This is a genomic window from Pseudomonas sp. FP2254 (assembly GCF_030687695.1).
GTDB classification, from domain to species: domain Bacteria; phylum Pseudomonadota; class Gammaproteobacteria; order Pseudomonadales; family Pseudomonadaceae; genus Aquipseudomonas; species Aquipseudomonas quebecensis.
This window is the reverse complement of the sequence record NZ_CP117444.1, coordinates 339,982-360,048: the sequence shown is the minus strand read 5'-3', so window position 1 is coordinate 360,048 and position 20,067 is coordinate 339,982. Positions and strand designations below refer to the sequence as shown.

Annotated in this window: 19 protein-coding genes and 1 tRNA gene; 10 read left to right on the top strand and 10 right to left on the bottom strand. The window is 61.2% G+C overall.

Annotated elements, in window-relative coordinates:
- On the top strand, nt 1–786 hold the full coding sequence (locus PSH94_RS01560) for a divergent polysaccharide deacetylase family protein (protein WP_181080281.1): 786 nt from the start codon (nt 1–3) through the stop codon (nt 784–786).
- A gap of 65 nt (nt 787–851) precedes the next feature.
- Nucleotides 852–2,438, top strand: a complete 1,587-nt coding sequence (locus PSH94_RS01555; RefSeq protein ID WP_305436225.1) for a serine protease — start codon at nt 852–854, stop codon at nt 2,436–2,438.
- A gap of 2 nt (nt 2,439–2,440) precedes the next feature.
- Here PSH94_RS01555 and PSH94_RS01550 read toward each other — a convergent pair whose 3' ends face one another.
- From PSH94_RS01550 to PSH94_RS01520, 7 genes are all read right to left on the bottom strand, one after another.
- Entirely contained in the window at nt 2,441–3,196 is a 756-nt protein-coding gene (locus tag PSH94_RS01550) for an ABC transporter substrate-binding protein (RefSeq protein ID WP_305436224.1), read from the bottom strand.
- A gap of 66 nt (nt 3,197–3,262) precedes the next feature.
- Nucleotides 3,263–4,033, bottom strand: coding sequence for an imidazole glycerol phosphate synthase subunit HisF (gene hisF / locus PSH94_RS01545; protein WP_181080278.1), 771 nt, complete (start codon nt 4,031–4,033; stop codon nt 3,263–3,265).
- An 83-nt stretch (nt 4,034–4,116) separates the two neighbouring features.
- Nucleotides 4,117–4,866, bottom strand: coding sequence for a 1-(5-phosphoribosyl)-5-[(5-phosphoribosylamino)methylideneamino]imidazole-4-carboxamide isomerase (gene hisA / locus PSH94_RS01540; protein ID WP_181080277.1), 750 nt, complete (start codon nt 4,864–4,866; stop codon nt 4,117–4,119).
- Nucleotides 4,867–4,955: 89 nt separating this feature from the next.
- Nucleotides 4,956–5,216, bottom strand: coding sequence for a DUF2164 domain-containing protein (locus PSH94_RS01535; protein ID WP_181080276.1), 261 nt, complete (start codon nt 5,214–5,216; stop codon nt 4,956–4,958).
- On the bottom strand, nt 5,217–5,855 hold the full coding sequence (gene hisH / locus PSH94_RS01530; protein ID WP_181080275.1) for an imidazole glycerol phosphate synthase subunit HisH: 639 nt from the start codon (nt 5,853–5,855) through the stop codon (nt 5,217–5,219).
- Complete coding sequence (gene hisB, locus PSH94_RS01525) at nt 5,855–6,448, bottom strand: imidazoleglycerol-phosphate dehydratase HisB (RefSeq protein ID WP_181080274.1); 594 nt, start codon at nt 6,446–6,448, stop codon at nt 5,855–5,857. Before hisB ends, hisH begins: the two co-directional genes overlap by 1 nt.
- Before the next feature lie 169 nt (nt 6,449–6,617).
- On the bottom strand, nt 6,618–8,279 hold the full coding sequence (locus tag PSH94_RS01520; RefSeq protein ID WP_266245478.1) for an OFA family MFS transporter: 1,662 nt from the start codon (nt 8,277–8,279) through the stop codon (nt 6,618–6,620).
- A 324-nt stretch (nt 8,280–8,603) separates the two neighbouring features.
- Here PSH94_RS01520 and PSH94_RS01515 point away from each other — a divergent pair, with 324 nt between their 5' ends.
- The 4 genes from PSH94_RS01515 (at nt 8,604) to PSH94_RS01500 (ending at nt 12,335) form a co-directional block, all read left to right on the top strand.
- Entirely contained in the window at nt 8,604–10,823 is a 2,220-nt protein-coding gene (locus PSH94_RS01515; protein WP_305436222.1) for an AsmA family protein, read from the top strand.
- Nucleotides 10,820–11,887, top strand: a complete 1,068-nt coding sequence (mutY, locus tag PSH94_RS01510) for an A/G-specific adenine glycosylase (RefSeq protein WP_305436220.1) — start codon at nt 10,820–10,822, stop codon at nt 11,885–11,887. The genes PSH94_RS01515 and mutY overlap by 4 nt, the downstream gene beginning before the upstream one ends.
- Nucleotides 11,884–12,156, top strand: coding sequence for an oxidative damage protection protein (locus tag PSH94_RS01505; protein WP_106577463.1), 273 nt, complete (start codon nt 11,884–11,886; stop codon nt 12,154–12,156). The genes mutY and PSH94_RS01505 overlap by 4 nt, the downstream gene beginning before the upstream one ends.
- Nucleotides 12,157–12,259: 103 nt before the next feature.
- A tRNA-Phe gene (locus tag PSH94_RS01500) sits at nt 12,260–12,335 on the top strand.
- Nucleotides 12,336–12,503: 168 nt separating this feature from the next.
- Here PSH94_RS01500 and PSH94_RS01495 read toward each other — a convergent pair.
- Nucleotides 12,504–14,111: a glycosyltransferase family 39 protein gene (locus tag PSH94_RS01495; RefSeq protein WP_305436216.1), complete on the bottom strand. Its 1,608-nt coding sequence runs from the start codon at nt 14,109–14,111 to the stop codon at nt 12,504–12,506.
- An 87-nt stretch (nt 14,112–14,198) separates the two neighbouring features.
- Complete coding sequence (locus tag PSH94_RS01490) at nt 14,199–15,164, bottom strand: arsenic resistance protein (protein WP_305436214.1); 966 nt, start codon at nt 15,162–15,164, stop codon at nt 14,199–14,201.
- Nucleotides 15,165–15,340: 176 nt separating this feature from the next.
- Here PSH94_RS01490 and PSH94_RS01485 point away from each other — a divergent pair, with 176 nt between their 5' ends.
- Entirely contained in the window at nt 15,341–15,754 is a 414-nt protein-coding gene (locus tag PSH94_RS01485) for a hypothetical protein (protein WP_040265693.1), read from the top strand.
- 44 nt (nt 15,755–15,798) lie between these two features.
- Here the strand turns inward: PSH94_RS01485 and gabP are convergent, their stop codons facing one another.
- Nucleotides 15,799–17,190 (bottom strand): GABA permease, encoded by a 1,392-nt coding sequence (gene gabP, locus PSH94_RS01480; protein WP_253509992.1) that lies wholly within the window; start codon nt 17,188–17,190, stop codon nt 15,799–15,801.
- A 552-nt stretch (nt 17,191–17,742) separates the two neighbouring features.
- Between gabP and PSH94_RS01475 the strand changes: the two genes are divergently transcribed.
- The 3 genes from PSH94_RS01475 to PSH94_RS01465 all read left to right on the top strand — a co-directional run bounded on the left by PSH94_RS01475 (nt 17,743) and on the right by PSH94_RS01465 (nt 20,061).
- Nucleotides 17,743–18,516 carry an ABC transporter ATP-binding protein gene (locus PSH94_RS01475; protein WP_181080266.1) on the top strand — a complete coding sequence of 258 codons (774 nt, stop codon included), beginning with the start codon at nt 17,743–17,745 and terminating at the stop codon, nt 18,514–18,516.
- Between the two features lie 13 nt (nt 18,517–18,529).
- On the top strand, nt 18,530–19,291 hold the full coding sequence (locus tag PSH94_RS01470; RefSeq protein ID WP_181080265.1) for an ABC transporter substrate-binding protein: 762 nt from the start codon (nt 18,530–18,532) through the stop codon (nt 19,289–19,291).
- 74 nt (nt 19,292–19,365) lie between these two features.
- Nucleotides 19,366–20,061 (top strand): ABC transporter permease, encoded by a 696-nt coding sequence (locus PSH94_RS01465; protein ID WP_181080264.1) that lies wholly within the window; start codon nt 19,366–19,368, stop codon nt 20,059–20,061.
- The last annotated feature ends 6 nt before the right edge of the window (nt 20,062–20,067 follow it).

Genomic DNA, 20,067 nt, shown 5'->3' with positions numbered 1-20,067 from the left:
ATGCGTTTTGCCCTGATCATCGCTGTGCTGTGCAGCCTGGCAGGTGTCGCCCACGCGGCCCCTGCCGGCGAGCCCCGCAAAGCCTATCTCACCCTGATCATCGACGACCTTGGGCAAAACCTGCCCAGGGATCGTCGCGTGCTGGCCCTGCCGGGGCCGGTCACCACGGCGATCATGCCCGACACGCCCCATGCCGCCGAATTCGCCCGCGAGGCACACAAGGCCGGCAAGATCGTGATCCTGCACATGCCCATGGACCCAGCCACCGGCCCATTCGCCTGGCACCCCGAACTCCCCATCGAAGAACTCGGCAAACGCCTGGATGCGGCCTTCAATGCGGTGCCCTATACGGCCGGCATCAATAATCATATGGGCAGCCGCATGACCGCCCAGCCACAAGCCATGGCCTGGCTGATGGCAGAGCTGCAACGGCGCAACAAGTTTTTCGTCGACAGCCGCACCAGCGCACAGACCGTGGCCGCCGCCGAGGCGCAGAAAATTGGCCTGGCCCATGTTTCGCGGGATGTATTCCTGGACGACGAACGCACGGAAGCGGCGATTACCACGCAACTGCAAACCGCGATCAAGCTGGCGCACAAACAGGGCTCGGCAGTAATGATCGGGCATCCTTACCCGCAAACCCTCGCGGTGCTGGAGCGCGAGTTGCCCAAGCTCAAGGCCCAAGGCGTTGAGTGGATCGATATCAAATTGATGATCAGCGTGCGCAGCAACCTGGCCATGGCCGGGCATGGCAGGGACGGCACTTACCGCCCGGCCCCTAGATAACTACAGCCTTTCGCGCCCCTCAGTCCTGAATAGTGAGCCTTCGACTCATTCTGTAAGGACACTCTATGAACATCACACACAGGGTTGTTTCAGGGCTGCTGCTCGGCAGTCTCTGCGCCACGCTGCATGCCGCGCCCAAGGATTTCGGCGAAGGCCTGGCCAACGCCAGCCCTGCCCGCCTTCTATCCAACGCCCAGCATCAGCACGACCACTGGAACGGTATCGGCCGAATCAGAAACGAAACCCAGACGCTCTGTACCGCCAGCCTGCTGGACACGCGCACCGAGGACGGCACGTCCGGTCCGGCCTATGTGCTGACCAGCAGTCACTGCCTGCACCGCCTGAACGGCGCGGTGCAACGCGACTTGCCGATCAAGGGCAGCATCAGCTTCAACTACTTCGACGACACCCTCGAAGCCCTCAAGACCTACCCGCTGAAAACCCTGAAATGGGGAAGCAGCCAAGGGGTCGACCTGGCGATTGTCGAGTTGCAGGCTTCACTGGCCGACCTGATCAAGGCCGGCATCCAGCCGTTGAAACTGGCGGAAGAAGTGCCTGCCAGTGGCGTTGATATTCTCACCCTGATCGCTCCGGAATGGGACACCCTGCACCTGTCCGCCTGCACGCAACAAACGTCACGCGAACTGGTGGAGCAGCCGTTTGTGTGGCGGGTCACCCTGAAGAACCAGTGCCTGGGCGTCGGCGTGGGCAGCTTCGGCGCGCCTTTGCTGGACCGGACGACCAACCAGCTGTTCGGCATCCTCAGCACCAGCACCACAGGCCAGCCAGAGGAGCGCAAATGCCAGCGCGATGCACCGTGTGAAATCCATGGCGGTACAGCTGTCTGGCACCCCGAGACGAACTACGGCAGCCCGGTGAGCTTCCTCAATCAGTGTTTCGTCGACGGCATGCTGCAGGCCGACAGCGAACACTGCGATCTCTACCCGACCACATCCATCACCTTTCAGAACCCGGAGCCCATCCAGCAGTACTTCATCAAGCCCGCAGATGGCAAAGGCAAAGACATCGTGCCGCGCTGGAACCTGACCTTCACCACCAATACTCCGTTCTATCGCTACAAGACCACCCGCCGCGCCATCGACTGCGAAAACCCGGCGCTCTACAGCGTGCCGATCAAAGCGGAAGGCGCCTACGTGAACGACGCCATCGGCCCGCAAACGGGGATGCACATGCTGTGTATTGTCGGGGTCGAGTCCGCAGAACAGCGCGCAACCAACGGCATGATGAGAAACGCCCTGACCCTTGCGGTCGAGCTCGCCGAGCCAGGGCCGGCACGTACGCCGAATGTGACCATCAACCTGGATAAACAAGGCTCGGCGGCCTATACCGTCATCTGGAACCTGGCGCCGCCATTCATGCACCGCTATACCTACAAGTACGGCCCTGCGGCGACCACCGATTGCCTGCGCCCCGTGGGCTATCAGCCCATCCCGCCGGCGCCTGCGGCGGCGGATGAAGAGGACGAGATCATCGACCTGGTCTACCCACTCAATGATCACCCCGGCATGGTGCTGGAAAAGTATGCCCAGGTGATCAGCGTCAGAAACACACCGTACAAAATCTGTACCTATGCCTTCGACCAGGCGGACCAGCCGTCTACCCTGCGTGTGGACCTGCTCAAGCCGCGCTGAGGCTAGAGGTAACGCGCCATGATCTCGTCGATCACGCCTTCTTTGCGCAGCTGATCCAGCGCCGCCTGCAGTTTGCTCACCTGCTCGTCCGGTACGTTCTTGTTCAGCGCGAGGTAGAGCTGGGCGCTATTGAAGCGCAAAACCGTCTTGAAGCCGGTGATGCCGACTTGCCGCGCCAGGTATCGCCCGGCCGGGTCGCCGGTGGCCCAAAGGTCAATCCGGCCATCCATGAGCTTTTGCGCGTTGTCTTGATCACGCAGCACGACCACAGGCTTGAGCCCCTGTTTTTCGAGGCTTTCAGCGATGGCGTCACCTTTGTAGGCGCCGATCTTGTAGCGCCGTGCGTGCTCCAGGTCGTCCAGCTGGATAGTGCTGTCGGCCTTGGCCAGCAATACCCAGTCATCCGGACCGATGGGGCCGACCCATTTGAACAGCGCTTCGCGGTCCGGCAGGCGCGCCATGACGAACACACCATAACCGGGCTTTTCCAGGGCGAGCGTGTAGATTCGTTCCCAAGGGAAACGCAAGGTGAGGTCGTAAGAGATCCCGGCGCGCTTAAAGGTTTCGCGCACGATGTCCACGGCGATGCCTTCGATGTTCTCGTCCTTGGCGAAGTTCTTGCCGTTTTTGGCCATGTTATAGGGCGGGAAATTTTCCGTGAGCAGCACCAGAGGGCTGCCGGATGCGTCGTCGGCGCGGGCCGAGCCGGCCAACAGGAGGGAGGTGCCGGCGAGGGCGAGCAGCAGGTGTTTGAACATGAAGGTTACCGAAATCCATGGCAAGCGCAGAGAGTGCCGCGCGCCTGCCATGGTGTCCAGCAACGTTTAGCGAACGACGATACCGCGAGCTGCCATGTAGGCCTTGGCCTCAGGAACGGTGTACTCGCCAAAGTGGAAAATACTCGCCGCCAGCACCGCGCTGGCGTGGCCTTCGATGACACCGTCAGCCAAGTGCTGCAGGGTGCCGACGCCGCCGGAAGCGATCACCGGAATGCCCAAAGCATCGCTGATGGCGCGCGTCACACCCAGGTCGAAGCCGTTTTTCATGCCGTCCTGGTCCATGCTGGTCAGCAGGATTTCACCGGCGCCCAGGCCTTCCATTTTCATCGCCCACTCCACCGCGTCCAGGCCGGTGGGTTTGCGGCCGCCGTGGGTGAAGATCTCCCAGCGCGGGGTTTCGCCGGGGCCGGAGACCTTCTTGGCGTCAATGGCCACCACGATGCATTGCGAGCCGAAGTGCTGTGCCGCTTCGCCGACAAACTCGGGATTGAACACTGCCGCCGTGTTGATCGAAACCTTGTCGGCGCCGGCATTGAGCAGGTTGCGGATGTCTTGCACGGTGCGCACGCCACCGCCGACGGTCAGCGGGATAAACACCTGGCTGGCCATACGCTCAACGGTGTGCAGGGTGGTGTCGCGGCCGTCGACGCTGGCGGTAATGTCGAGAAAGGTAATCTCGTCGGCACCCTGCTCATCGTAGCGACGGGCGATTTCCACCGGGTCGCCGGCGTCGCGGATGTTCTCGAACTTGACGCCCTTGACCACGCGACCGTTGTCGACGTCCAGGCAAGGGATGATGCGTCTGGCTAAAGCCATGGGCTTATCTCCGATAAGAGTTGCAAGCTTTGAGCTATAGGCTGCAAGTAGAAGCAGATCTGCTTTTACTTGCAGCTTGCAGCCTACGACTTGGAGCTGGCCGCGTAGCCATCACAAAAAGCTTGAGCTTCAGCCACGTCCAGCGTGCCCTCATAGATCGCACGGCCGGTGATGGCGCCAATGATGCCGGGGGCCTTGGCGTCCAGCAGTGACTTGATGTCACCCAGGTTGTGGATACCGCCGGAAGCGATCACCGGAATCTTCGTCGCCGCCGCCAGTGCCGCGGTGAACGGCACGTTGCAGCCCTGCATCATGCCGTCTTTGGCGATGTCGGTATAAACGATGGCGGACACGCCATCGGCTTCGAACTGCCTGGCAAGGTCGATCACCTGCACGGTGCTGATCTCAGCCCAGCCGTCGGTGGCGACGAAACCGTCCTTGGCATCCAGGCCCACGATCACTTTGCCGGGAAACGCGCGACAGGCTTGGGCGACAAACGCCGGGTCTTTGACCGCCTTGGTGCCGATGATCACGTAGCTCACGCCTGCCTTGACGTAATGCTCGATGGTTTCCAGGGAGCGGATACCGCCGCCGATCTGGATCGGCAGGTTCGGGTAGCGCTTGGCGATGGCGGTGACGACTTCACCATTGACCGGCTGGCCTTCGAAGGCGCCGTTCAAGTCCACCAGATGCAGACGACGGCAGCCCCCTTCCACCCATTTGGCAGCCATGCTCACCGGGTCATCGGAGAACACGGTGGAATCTTCCATGCGGCCTTGGCGCAGACGTACGCAGGCGCCGTCCTTGAGATCGATAGCGGGGATAATTAGCATGCTTTTCCTTCGTCAAAGAGCTGCAAGCTGCAAGCTATAAGCTGCAAGCAAGCACGCGTATCAATTCTTGCAGCCTGGGCTTGAAGCTTTCAGCTGCTCTTTTCAAGCGACCACAGGTCGCTTTCTATGCTTTCGAACCGTTCTTTAAGGAGCGTCTGCGTATCGAAAATCGCCCTGTTGTAATAGTGCGGAGCCACTTCGGTGGTGAACAGCTCAAGAATCTCGGCGACCTCGAACGAGCCCAGTTTGAGCTCGAAGCGGTCCTCCATGAATCGCTTGATCTTGACGGTCGCCTCACTCTCCTGTTCGGGCGTGAGGGTCAGGATCGGCGGTTTCGGCTTCCTGGCCACTTACCAGCGCCCGTCCCACGCGGCGAAGTTCTGCAGCAATTGCAGGCCATGGGTATGGCTTTTCTCCGGGTGGAACTGCACGGCAAACCGCGAACCGTCGGCCAGCGCCGCGGCAAAGTCGACGCCGTAGTGCCCGCCACCCACCACCTGGCCGGGCTTGGCGGCGGCGATGTAGTAGCTGTGCACGAAGTAGAAACGCGCCATGTCCGGCACTTCGTGCCACAGCGGGTGATCCACGGTCTGGCGGACTTCGTTCCAGCCCATGTGCGGGACCTTCAGGTGTTCACCGTCTTCATGCAGGTCTTTGCCGAAAAACTTCACCTGGCCTGGGAACAGGCCGATGCAGTCGACGCCTTCGTTCTCTTCACTGTTGTCGAGCAAGGCCTGCATGCCCACGCAGATGCCGAGGAACGGGCGGTCCTGGCTGACTTCACGCACCAGGCTGTCAAAGCCCAGGCGGCGGATCTCGGCCATGCAATCGCGAATCGCGCCAACGCCTGGGAACACCACACGGTCGGCTTCGCGAATCACCTTGGCATCGCTGGTGATCAGCACCTTGCCGGCGCCTACGTGCTCGAGGGCCTTGGCCACCGAGTGCAGGTTACCCATGCCGTAATCGATAACCGCGACCGTCTGCATTACAGCACGCCCTTGGTCGAGGGCATTTGCCCGGCCATGCGCTCATCCAGCTCCACGGCCATGCGCAGCGCGCGGCCGAAAGCCTTGAACACGGTTTCGATCTGGTGGTGGGTATTGGTGCCGCGCAGGTTGTCGATGTGCAGGCTGACCAGGGCGTGGTTAACGAAGCCCTGGAAGAATTCCTGGAACAGGTCGACATCGAAGCCGCCCACGGTGGCGCGGGTGTATGGCACGTGCATCTGCAGGCCAGGGCGGCCGGAGAAGTCGATCACCACGCGCGACAGCGCTTCGTCCAGCGGCACATAGGCGTGACCGTAGCGACGGATGCCTTTTTTGTCGCCGATGGCTTTGGCAAACGCCTGCCCGAGCGTGATGCCGACGTCTTCCACGGTGTGGTGGTCATCGATATGCAGGTCGCCCTTGCAGACGATATCCAGGTCGATCAACCCGTGACGGGCGATCTGGTCCAGCATGTGCTCAAGAAAAGGGACGCCGATATCAAATCGGGCCTTTCCGGTGCCATCCAGGTTGATCGAGGCTTTGATCTGGGTTTCCAGAGTGTCGCGCTCGACGGACGCCATACGTTCGACCATTACCAGCTCCGCAAAATCGTTGGGCGAAAAAGGCAGCCATTATAGGGGCGCGGGCGCTAAACAGAAACATCGGAGGGGATAAGACTGACGAGTTGAGGCGGGCAATGTCGGGGATAGACATGTGCATACAAGCGGGCGCTCCAGGATGGTGCGCCCGCCTGCAATCAACTTAGTGGAACAGGACAGCCGTCTTCTGCAGGGTTACCCACACACCCCACGCCAACGGTATACCCACCACCAGCCAGGCGGCGATCGCCATTGGCTTGCTGGCGGCGGATGCTTTCCACTCCAGCACGGTGCTGGCATCGGCACCCTTGTCATGGCCCAGCGCCTGCTCGGCGGCCAGTTCCGCGTCGGTCATGAAGTACTTGTCGGCCACCGGGCGCACCAGCAGGTTGCAGATGAAACCCAGCACCAGCAGGCCGGCGAGGATGTACAAGGTGATGTCATAGGCCGCAGCGCGTTCAACGCCGATGCTCAGTTGATATTCACGCAAGTAGTTCACCAGCACCGGACCCAATACGCCCGCGGCCGCCCAGGCCGTCAGCAGTCGACCGTGGATCGCACCGACCATTTGGGTACCGAACAGGTCGGCCAGGTACGCCGGCACGGTCGCAAAACCACCGCCGTACATCGACAGGATGATGCAGAACGCGGCCACGAACAGCGCCACATTGCCCAGGTGCCCCAGGTTCGGGATCAACGCGTACAGGGCAAAGCCCAGGGCGAAGAACACGAAGTAGGTATTTTTACGCCCCAGGTAGTCGGAGAACGACGCCCAGAAGAACCGGCCACCGATGTTGAACAGACTCAACAGACCGGTGAAGCCTGCGGCAATCGCTGCGATCGAGGCCAGTTGCCCGGCATCCAGCTGGCCGAACGGTACGTCCACGCCCAGCAGCTTGCCGCCGAACACTTCCTGCAACAGCGGCGACGCCATGCCCAGAATGCCGATACCGGCCGAGACGTTCAGGCACAGCACCAGCCATACCAGACGGAATTGCGGGGTTTTCCACGCCACGTTCACGTGTACGTGACGGTGGGTGATCATCGCATTGCTGGCTTTTTTCGCCGGTGCGGTCCAGCCCTCAGGCTTCCAGCCGGTCGGCGGAACGCGATAGGACAGCGCGCCACCGATCATGAACACGAAGTAGATCGCAGCCATCACCAGAAAGCTCTGCCACACGCCGACGCTGGTCGGCGAGGCGAAATGGCCCATCAGCGCCGCGGCCAGCGGTGCACCCACCATCGCGCCGCCGCCGAAACCCATGATCGCCATGCCGGTGGCCATGCCGCGCTTGTCCGGGAACCACTTGATCAGGGTCGACACGGGCGAGATGTACCCCAAGCCCAAGCCGATACCGCCGATCACGCCGGAGCCGATCCACATCAGCCAGATCTGGTGGGTATAGATCCCCAGCGCCGAGATCAGCAGGCCGCCGCACCAGCACAATGCCGATACAACGCCGGCCTTGCGCGGCCCGGCGTGTTCCAGCCAGCCGCCCCAGATCGCCGCCGAGCAGCCCAGGAAGATGAAGAACAGGGTGTAGATCCAGCCCAGCATCGAGATAGGCCAGTCACATTGGGACGAGAAAACTTGTGCGATGAAGCTCATGTCCGGCGCGCAGGCAACCGGAGCGGTGATCCCCAGCGCCTTGGACAACGGCAACCAGAACACCGAGAAGCCATAGGCCATACCGATGCACAAGTGGATGGCCAGGGCGGCCGGTGGAACCAGCCAGCGGTTGAACCCGGGCTTGGCGATGATGCGTTCCTTGGACAGGAACGCTGGCTGTGCGGCTGTAGAAGCGGCCGCCGTGCGAGTGCTCATTGGTGTTTCCCCCAGTTATTGGTATGCGTCCGTCAGGCGCGCTTCCCCCCGGCCTTGCACGCAAAGCGTGGCCGTTTTATTGAGCGAAACTCCATTTTGGCGCGACGATAGGTCGCAGAAGGCGGACGAACGCGCAGAGATTAGCATCTACAAACGCGAAAAAAACCAAAATGCCATCACCTTTTTAAGGAATTTCAGTTTGTTTGACGCCAAAAACCTGTTCTCGCCCCCATGGATACAATGTAACGATCGGTGAACTGACGCAGGCCGTCGGGCGTTATACTCTGCGGCTAATTTTTGAAATCGACATACAAGGACTCGCCCATGAAAGCGTTCGGCAAAATCCTGGGTCTGGTACTTCTCGGGCTGTTGCTGATCATTGTGGCTCTCGGCTTTGCCTTGACCCACCTCTTCGATCCCAACGACTACAAAGATGAGATCCGCCAGATTGCCCGCGACAAGGCCCACATCGAGCTGACGCTCAATGGCGACATCGGCTGGAGCCTGTTCCCCTGGCTGGGCCTGGAACTGCACGAAGCCAGCGTGGCGACCCTGACCAATCCGACCCAACCGTTCGCCGACCTGCAGATGCTCGGCCTGTCGGTACGCGTGCTGCCGCTGCTGCGCCGTGAAGTGCAAATGAGCGATGTGCGTGTCGAAGGCCTGAACCTGCGCCTGAACCGCGACAAGCAGGGTCACGGCAACTGGGAAGACATCGGCAAGAACGTCCCTGACGCCTCCGAAGCGACCGCCAGCGCGCCCACACCGGCGCAGCCAGCCGCCGAGGTCAAACCGGAGAAACCGGCCCAGCCCATCCGCCTGGACATCGACAGCCTGACCATCAACAACGCACGCGTCGAATACAACGACGAACAGACCGGCAAGCAGTTCAGCGCCGAAAGCATTCAGTTGAGCGCCGGCGCCATTCATGAAGGTGCGAGCATTCCGGTCAAGCTCACTGCGTTCTTCGGCAGTAACCAGCCGGTGATGCGCCTCAAGACCGAACTGACCGGTAATCTGCGCATCCAGCGTGCGCTCAAGCGCTACCAGTTCGAAGACATGCGCATCAGCGGCGAAGCCACGGGCGAACCGCTGCAAGGCAAGACCGTAAGCTTTTCCACCCAAGGCCAGTTGCTGGTGGACCAGGCGGCCAACATCGCCGAATGGACCAACCTGAAGCTCTCGGCCAACCAATTGCGTGCCCTGGGCGAGCTGAAGATCAACGACCTGGACAAGACCCCGCAACTCAACGGCGCTTTGTCGATCGCTCAGTTCGACCTGGCCAAGTTCCTCGACAGCGTGGGCAACCCGCTGCCGCCGATGGCCGAGGGCAGCCTGAGCAAAGTCGAACTGGTCAGCCGCCTCAAAGGCACGCCGACCAGCCTCGCCCTGGAAGATTTGAACCTGAAACTCGACGGCAGCACCTTCACCGGTCGCGTGGCGGTGGATGACTTCGCCAGGCAGTCGCTGCGCGTTCAACTCAAGGGCGACACGTTCAACGCCGACAATTACCTGCCCGCCAAGTCCGAATCCGCCAAGGGTGCCAGCGCCGCACGCCAGGCCGAAGTCCAGAACAGCGAGGCCGGCGCGATGGCCGCCGGCGGCACCACGCCGCTGCCGGAGGCGCCGACCAAAGGCGCCTGGAGCACCGACAAGCTGCTGCCGCTGACGCGCCTGCGCACGCTCGACGTGAATGCAGACCTCGCGTTCGGCCAATTGACCTTGAGCAAACTGCCGATCCAGAACGCGGTGTTCAAAGCGTCCGGCGTCGATGGCCAGCTCAAGCTCGACACCCTGAGCGGCGGGCTCTACAACGGCACCTTCCAGGCAAACGGCAATCTGGATGTGCGTCAGGACATCCCGGTGCTCGCGCTGCAAACCCGCATCAAACAAGTCCCCGTCGAACGCATCCTGCAGGCCCAGGGGCAGACGCCGCCGGTCAAAGGCCAGGTGACGCTGGACAGCAACCTCAGCGGCCGTGGCAACAGCCAGAAAGCCCTGATCGACAGCCTTAACGGCACCGCCAGCTTCGTAATCAACAATGGCGTGCTGCTCAACGCCAACCTTGAACAGCAACTGTGCACCGGCATCGCCCTGCTCAACCGCAAAACCTTGAGCGGCGAGCAACGCGGCAAGGACACGCCATTCCAGGAGCTGAGGGGCAACTTGACGTTCCGTAACGGCGTGGCCAACAACCCGGACCTGAAAGTGCGCATCCCCGGCCTGACGGTCAACGGCAACGGTGACGTGGACCTGCGCGTGCTGGGCATGGATTACCGGGTTGGCATCATTGTCGAGGGCGACCAGCGCGAAGTGCCCGACCCGGCCTGCGAAGTGGGTGCCAACTTCCAGGGTATCGAAGTGCCGTTGCGTTGCCGCGGCCCGCTGGAGCTGGGCGCCAAAGCCTGCCGCCTGGACAAGGACGGCCTCGGCCAGGTTGCCGTCAAGGCCGCCGGCAACCGCCTCAACGAGAAGCTCGAAGAGAAACTCGACAAGGTCAACCCGCAACTCAAAGACGCGCTCAAAGGCCTGTTCAAACGATGAGAAACGAGCAGTTTTCAACGGCGGTGCTGGATTGGTACGACCGCCACGGTCGCCATGACCTGCCCTGGCAACAGGGCATCACACCCTACCGGGTGTGGGTTTCGGAGATCATGTTGCAGCAGACCCAGGTGAGCACCGTGCTCAACTACTTCGACCGGTTCATGGCCTCGCTGCCGACGGTCCAAGCCCTGGCCGCCGCACCGGAAGACGAAGTGCTGCACCTGTGGACGGGCCTGGGTTACTACACCCGCGCACGCAACCTGCAAAAGACCGCGAAGATTGTGGTCGCCGAGTACGGCGGCGAGTTTCCGCGGGATGTGGAAAAACTCACCGAGCTGCCCGGTATCGGCCTGTCCACCGCCGGCGCGATCGCCAGCCTGAGCATGGGCCTGCGCGCACCGATCCTCGACGGTAACGTCAAGCGCGTACTGGCACGATTTACCGCGCAGGAAGGCTATCCAGGCGAGCCCAAGGTAGCCAGGCAACTGTGGGCCACCGCCGAGCGATTCACACCTCATGACCGGGTCAACGCCTATACCCAGGCGATGATGGACATGGGCGCAACCCTGTGCACCCGCAGCAGACCCAGTTGCCTGTTGTGCCCGCTGGAAACGAGCTGCGAGGCCCATAGGCTAGGCCTGGAAACGCGCTACCCGATTCCCAAGCCACGCAAGAGCATTCCGCAGAAGCGCACGCTCATGCCGATGCTGGCCAATGCCGAGGGCGCGATTCTGCTTTACCGCCGCCCGTCCACCGGTTTGTGGGGCGGCCTGTGGAGCCTGCCGGAACTGGACGACCTGCAGGACCTGGAACACCTCGCCCACCAGCATGCGCTCAAGCTGGGCAGGCAACAGGCACTGCCGGGGCTGATCCACACCTTCAGCCACTTCCAGTTGGCCATCGAACCGCTGCTGGTCCGTGTGCAGGAATCGGCCCATCACGTGGCCGAGGCCGACTGGCTCTGGTATAACCTCGCCACCCCGCCGCGCCTGGGCCTTGCCGCCCCGGTGAAAAAACTGCTCAAACGCGCGGCCGATGTATTGAACGCAGGAGAGTCGTCATGACCCGCACCATCATGTGCCGCAAGTACCACGAAGAATTGCCTGCCCTGGAACGCGCGCCGTTTCCCGGCGCCAAGGGCCAGGACATTTTCGACAACGTCTCCGCCAAAGCCTGGGCCGACTGGCAAAAACACCAGACCCTGCTGATCAACGAAAAACGCCTGAACATGATGAACGCCGAAGACCGCAAATACCTGCAGGGCGAAATGGACAAGTTCTTTTCCGGCGAGGATTACGCCAAGGCCGACGGCTACGTACCACCTGCTCAATAACTGATCAAAAACCGGGGTCGGAACGTAAGCGACGGTAATAATTAAATATTTTTTGAAAACTTGCTTGACGACCCCCTGAAAAACCCGTTTAATGCGCCCCGTTGCCCAGATAGCTCAGTCGGTAGAGCAGGGGATTGAAAATCCCCGTGTCGGCGGTTCGATTCCGTCTCTGGGCACCACTCATTAGTTTCAGGTGGTGCACATATCATCTGAAACACATAAGAAACCCGCCTGGTGCGGGTTTTTTATTGCCTGGGATTTGACGCCCCCAGGCCTGTTCTCGAAGCAATGAACCGCTCTATTAGCCCCATTCCTTCGAGGCTTTCCCGCAAGACAAAAAACTCACCTCACTCCAGCAAAAACACCATCAGCGGATTGTCATTCAATCGCCCATTGAACGCCGGAGCCAGATGCTCCAACGGCGTCTGCTTCAACAACGCGGTTTCCTTGCGCGCGACGATCACCCATACCGGGCGCGGTAACGCTGCCAGGCGCTGCACTTGATCACGACCGACGAACAGCGGCTGTTCATCGTGATCCAGGTTCATCATGTAGCGCACCGCCCAGGTGTCCCGCGCCAGATTGACAAACACCAACGGCCCCGGCTGCGTGGCACGCAGGGCCTCGACCTGGCCGACAAACTGCCGCGTATCGAATTGCAGGTCCTTGGCCGGCTCCACCACGCTTACCAGCATCAGCCATTGCCCCAGCAGCGCTATCAAACTGAGCCACACCAAGCGCAGCGGCCGACGCCAGGCGATCAGCGCGGCCACCTGCAGCACCAGCAGCGAACCAATCAACAGCGGCAACGAGATGTCAGGCCAGTAACCGTGTTTCTCCCATGCATGCCGACACACAAACACCGCGACCACGCACAACGACGGCAAAGCCGCGACAAGCACTTCGTAGCAGCGGCGCACGCCAGTCAGCCAGCCTTGCGCCTGGAGCAGCCCATAGGCGGCGACAGCGGCGAACATCGGCACCATGGGCAGGATGTAATAAGCCCGCTTGAAATGCGGCACCGACAACCCGATCAGGATCATCAAACCGCAGGCTCCCAGTCGCACCATGAGCTGCATGTCATCATTTACCCAACGCTCAGACCAGCGATGACGCAACGCAAACAACGCTGCCAGCGCCAGGGGCACTACCGGAAAGTAGCGGTACAAACTCAGTTGGAAGTAGAAATAGAACGGCTCGCCGCTTTCATCCAGGCGCCCGCCCACTTGCATCCTGAATACCTCGGCGGCAAACCCCTCGCCCCCGCTGAACCGCGCGAGCCTCATCAGCAGCCACCAGCACGCCGCCAGCAAAATCAGTCCGATGATGCCGTGGATCAGTACCTGCCTGACCCGCTCGCCCGGTTTGCCCAGCGCCCAATACACGCACACCACACCGCACACCTCGATCAACCCCAGCGGCCCGCGTATGGCAAAGCCCAGCACGAATAGCGGGAAGACCGCCAGTTGCCTGCATCGAGAACCCAAGCGCTCCCCCGTGTGCAGCAGATAGAAACTACCTACACAGAGCAACGCCACCATCTGATCCAGACACACCGAACGGGACTTTTCGAGCAATTGCGTGGTGAGCAGTGTCAACAGCACGCTGAGCAGCGCCCACTGACGACTCGAAGGGGCCAGCAAGCGATACATCAGCGCTACCACACCGGCGGAAGCCAGCGCCGTGGGCAGCACGTTGGCCAGATGATTGGGCGCACCGAACAGGCGGGCAAACAGGTAGCTGAAGAACGTCGCGGTGCCGGGGTAGTCCGCGTAGGGCTGGCCGTACGTGGTGGGAAAAAGACTGGCGCCGTGGCGATACATTTCTTGCAGGAACAGCGCCCAGCGCCCGTCAAATCCCTGCGGCTGCTGGTCCCAGATGCCCAGCGTAAACAGCATCAGGGCGAACAGAAAAATGCCCAGGGACTCCAGGCGAAAGCGGTTGCGGTGATCCATCGATTGACCTGCCAGGTAGAAAGCGCCGACCTATGGTGCCGGTCGCCCTGCTGAATAACGCCTGAACAACCCTCAATCTTTCACCCTTCAGCGCCCGCCACGCCATACCAGTGCGGGCACCAGGCGCACGTAGATTAATTCGCCGACCAGCTCCACCAGGGTTTGCAGGATGACAGCCGTCGCGGCCAGCCCACGCACCTCCTCGGGCAATGCCAACGCCAGCGGCAGCACCACCAGCGAATTGCGCGTCGACGCGCTGAACGTCACCGCCCGCGCGGGCGCACTCGGCAACGCGAACAGCCGCGCGGCCAAGGCGCCCGTCAGCGGCGCCAGCAACAGGAAACCTACATAGACCGGAATGACCGGCAGCAACAGGCTGAAATCGCGCACTACCGACGTGATCTGCGAACCGATCACCACAAACAGCACCAGCGCCATCGTCGGCACCGGCAGCCAGGCCCAAGCCGCGTTCCAAGCGCCGACGAGTGCCGACCTACGCGCCACAAACGTGGTCGCCACCGCCGCCACCATCGGCACCACAATCAGCAGCACAAACGCCTGCACAAACGGCTGCGCGTCAATCACCACGCCGGATTGCGCCCCCAGCATCAGCCCCAAGTACAGCGGCAACAGCAGCAACTGCAGCAAAAGCAGCACCGGCGTCGCCGCGAGCATCAACCGCGAATCGCCCTTACCGATATGGGTAAACACCACCACGTAATCAATGCACGGCGTCAGCAACACCAGCAACGCCCCCACCAGCAGCGCCGGACGCTCCGCCAAGCCAAGGGTCAGCCCCCACACCAGCAAGGGCACCAGGATGAAATTAGCCAGCAGCAAGGCCGCCATGAAGCGCTTGCGGCTCAAGCCTTCGCGCAGGTCCAGAAACGGAATTTGCAGGAACATCGCGTACATCAGCACCGCGATGGCCGGTGTGATCCACACACCCAGGCCGTGCCCCCACGAAGGCGCAAGCAGGCCGAAGCCGACAGCCAGCAGGACGGTGACGAAGTAGATAGGGATTTGGTGATGTTCGAGGGTGTCGCGGGTCATGGAAACGCCCTGGTGGAACGCAAAGGCGCAAGCCTAAGCATCTACTGGCGTGATTACCAGGCGAGCGGCTGGAACGGCGAGAACATGCCAGCCAATTAATGGCAGATACCCTTGGGATTTGCGCCAACCTGCGCTTCAATACCTGACCCAGATCCTGACCCCAAGGACGTGAGCCCATGGCCTCGCCGAACAAGCAGCAAAAACGTGCCCACCGGGCCAAGGCCAAGGCCAAACAGAACCGCACCCAGCGCGCGGTCGCGACTAAGCCGGATGCGTTCGCCGGCGATGACAGCCGTATCGATTTGGAGTCGGTGGATTTAACAGAGCTGTTCGTGGAGATGCGCGTTGCCGGCGAGATCAGTCAGCAAGCGCTATGCGCGGCATTCCTGGCCCACCCGCTGCTCGCGCTGGTACTTGAGCAGGAAGGCGAAGAAGAAGCTACCGACTTTATCCTGGCGGCACTGATCGAGTACCGGCAGTGGGCCACGGACAGCGATGATGAAGCCGCCGCACTGGCGTGGATCGAATCGCCGCAGTTTCAAGCGGACTACATTGCCGCCTCCCAAGCCCTTACCAACTCGCAAGACTGACAAAAAATGGGAGGGGCTTGCCCCCTCCCACAGTGGAATGGCGGTCAGTTAAGCACCGCAGCCCCTACTCTCTGAGCCTTGCGCCGGCTCGACACCATCAACCCCGCCGCCACTACCAGCAGGCTCAGGATGCCCGTCGCGATGATCTCCACGCGATGCGCTTCCTGGAACAGCATGATGGTCAACGTGCCCACGATGAACACCATCACCGCGTAGGTCAGGCCGGGGAACAGCCACATCTTGAAGACAATCTTCTCGCCTGCCGCCGTGCGTTTCTGGCGCATGCGCAGTTGCGACACTGCGATTACCAGATACACCAGCAAGGCGATAGCGCCGGAGCTGGCCAGCAGGAATTCGAACACCGCGGCCGGAGCCACGTAGTTGGCGAACACGGCAAGGAATGCCGCGCCGGTGGACAGCATCACCGCCCAGTAAGGCGTACCGCTCTTGTTGGTGCGTTTGGCCACGGCCGGGGCGTCACCACGACGGCCCAGGGAGAACAGCATGCGCGAAGCGGTATACAGCGCCGAGTTCAGGCAACTGGTCACCGCCACCAGCACTACCAGGTCAACGATCAGCTTGGCATTCGGAATGCCCATGCGTTCAAGCACGGTCTGGTAGGAACCTACCGCAGCCAGAGTCGGATCGTTCCAAGGCACCAGGGAGACAACAATGAAGATCGACAACAGGTAGAACAGGCCGATACGCCAGATGACCGAGTTGGTCGCCTTGGTGATCTGTTGGCCCGGGTTCTTCGACTCGGCCGCGGCGATGGTGACGATCTCAGTGCCCATGAACGAGAACATGGTGGTCAGGATGGCAGCCAGCACCGCGCCCATTCCGTTAGGCATAAAGCCCTGAGTGTCGAACAGGTGCGAGACGCCGCTGACCTGGCTGGTCGGCAGGAAACCGAAAATCGCCGCCAGGCCGAGGATCACGAAACCCACGATGGCCACGACCTTGATCAGCGCGAACCAGAACTCGAACTCACCGTAGTTCTTCACACTGAACAGGTTGGTGGCCGTCAGCAGCAGGGTAATCACCAGCGTGAACGCCCAAATCGCCACATCAGGGAACCAGGCATGCAGGATCGTGGCGGCCGCGTTGGCTTCCAATGGAATCACCAGCACCCAGAACCACCAGTACAACCAACCGATGGTAAAACCGGCCCAATGGCCGATCGCACGGTCGGCATACGTGGAAAACGAACCGGTGTCGGGCGACGCCACGGCCATTTCGGCCAGCATGCGCATCACCAGCACCACCAACGTGCCCGCGGCGGCATAGGCCAGCAGCACCGCAGGGCCGGCAGCGGCGATCGCGTGGCCGGAGCCGACAAACAGACCGGCACCGATGACGCCGGCAATCGACAGCATCGTGACGTGGCGCGGCTTGAGCCCCTGTTCGAGGTCATTGGAGCTTTGCGTACTACTCATTGACACACCTTTGCGAGGAATTGCGAAAACGGTCCGCCCGACCTGGGATCCTCCTCGTGAAAAGAAACCAACAGGGCGTTCTTTATTTTTTACGCAAGATTTGCGCCAAAATGTTACAAAGCCGCAATTGACGCGGGCTGCAGGAGTTTTGAAGAGCAATCGCAAGTCATTGAGAACAATGGCATTCCGCTATAGCGTTACCGAGCGACTCACAATCCCAAGCGATACGCGCACCAAAAACACACACAAAAAATAAGTAACGCCCCATAAAGGCGCCGATAGCGACCGTTTGCCCCTTTAACCCTTCCAACACCTGGCCAAAGCTGGCACCATCGCGCCCTTTTTGACGCGAAGCCTGCGGCGTTGCGGGTTCAAACGCTTGTTCGGTTGTTGACGGCGCGACACGCCGCTGTGCCGATGCGACACCCTGCCGCACGCCGTCTGTTTACCGCCCGCCACGCTGTTGGCTGCCATCCGGACGCTATGCTAGCTTGGCGCCTCGCCATGAAGGCGGCCCTGCAGCAGGCACGCAGAACACAATGAGGACCCCACATGGCCGAGGCCACGCCCGCGCTTGAAATCCGCAACTTGCATAAACGTTATGGTGAGCTGGAGGTACTCAAAGGTATCTCGCTGACCGCTCGCGACGGCGACGTGATCTCGATCCTGGGTTCTTCCGGTTCCGGCAAGTCCACTTTCCTGCGCTGCATCAACCTGCTGGAGAACCCACACCAGGGCCAGATCCTGGTGGCCGGCGAAGAACTCAAGCTCAAGGCTGCCAAGAACGGCGAGCTGATGGCTGCCGACGGCAGGCAGATCAACCGCCTGCGCAGCGAAATCGGTTTTGTGTTTCAAAACTTTAACCTGTGGCCGCACATGAGCATCCTCGACAACATCATCGAGGCGCCCCGCCGTGTGCTCGGGCAGAGCAAGGCCGAAGCCATCGAAGTGGCCGAAGCCCTGCTGGCCAAGGTCGGCATTGCCGACAAGCGCCATGCCTACCCGGCGCAATTGTCCGGCGGCCAGCAGCAACGCGCCGCCATTGCCCGCACCCTGGCGATGCAGCCCAAGGTCATCCTGTTCGACGAGCCCACTTCCGCGCTTGACCCGGAAATGGTTCAGGAAGTACTTAGTGTGATCCGCGCGCTGGCCGAAGAAGGCCGCACTATGTTGCTGGTTACCCACGAAATGGGCTTTGCCCGCCAGGTGTCCAGTGAGGTGGTGTTCCTTCATCAGGGCTTGATCGAGGAACAAGGATCGCCACAGCAGGTGTTTGAAAACCCGCTTTCGGCGCGCTGCAAACAATTCATGTCCAGCAACCGCTAACGGAGCAACATGCATGCAGAACTATAAAAAATTCCTTCTGGCCGCAGCCGTTTCGATGGCGTTCAGCGCCACGGCCATGGCAGAAACCTTGAAAATGGGGATCGAGGCGGCCTACCCGCCGTTCAACAATAAAGACGCCAGTGGCCAAGTGGTCGGCTTCGACAAAGACATCGGCGACGCCCTGTGCGCCAAGATGAAAGTCGAGAAGTGCGAAGTGTACGTGTCCGACTGGGACGGCATCATCCCGGCCCTGAACGCCAAGAAATTCGACTTCCTGGTGTCCTCGCTGTCGATCACCGACGAACGCAAGCAGGCCGTCGACTTCACCGATCCGTACTACTCCAACAAGCTGCAGTTCATCGCGCCCAAGGCCACCGACTTCAAGACAGACAAGGCGTATCTCAGCGGCAAGACCATCGGTGCCCAACGCGCAACACTCGCCGGCACCTGGCTGGACGACCGCAACATGGAAGATGACTACAACGTCAAGGTCAGCCTTTATGACACTCAGGAAAACGCCTACCTCGACCTGATCTCCGGGCGTGTCGATGGCATTCTGGCGGATAAGTACGTGCAGTATGAGTGGCTCAAAAGCAAAGACGGCTCCAACTTTGAATTCAAAGGTGAGCCTGTCGTGGAAAGCGACAAGATCGGTATCGCCGTACGCAAAGGCGACCCACTGCGCGAGCGCCTGAACAAAGCCCTGGCAGAGATCAAGGCAGACGGCACCTACAAGAAAATCAACGACAAGTACTTCCCGTTCAGCATCGAATGATCCTAACGGCCTGCCCGGCGCGCTCGTTTGCGCGCGTCGGCTTTTAGCAATGCCTGCCGCGATATGAAAACACCATGAATTTCGACCTTTACGGATTCGGCCCGGCGCTCGCCGCCGGCGCGCTGATGACCGTCAAACTGGCACTCACGGCCCTGTGCCTGGGGCTGGTGCTCGGCCTGGCCGGCGCCCTGGCCAAGACATCCCCGTACAAGCCGCTGCAGTGGCTTGGCGGTGCGTACTCGACCCTTGTTCGCGGCATTCCCGAGCTGCTATGGGTGCTGCTGATTTACTTTGGCACCGTCAACCTGATGCGCGCGCTCGGGGAGTTCTTCGGCAATCCCGACCTGTCCCTCAGCGCCTTTGCCGCAGGCGTCATCGCCCTCGGCCTGTGCTTCGGCGCCTACGCCACCGAAGTATTCCGTGGCGCGATCCTCGCCATCCCCAAGGGCCACCGCGAAGCGGGCGTCGCACTGGGGCTGTCGAAGCTGCGGATCTTCACCCGCCTGATCATGCCGCAGATGTGGCGCATCGCCCTGCCGGGCCTGGGCAACCTGTTCATGATCCTAATGAAAGACACTGCACTGGTGTCGGTGATCGGCCTGGAAGAAATCATGCGTCACGCACAGATCGGCGTTACGGTGACCAAGCAACCGTTCACGTTCTTCATGGTCGCGGCGCTCATGTATCTGGGGCTCACCGTACTGGCCATGACCACCCTGCACTTCCTGGAAAAACGCGCCGCCCGCGGCTTTGCAAGGAGCACCCAATGAGCGGCG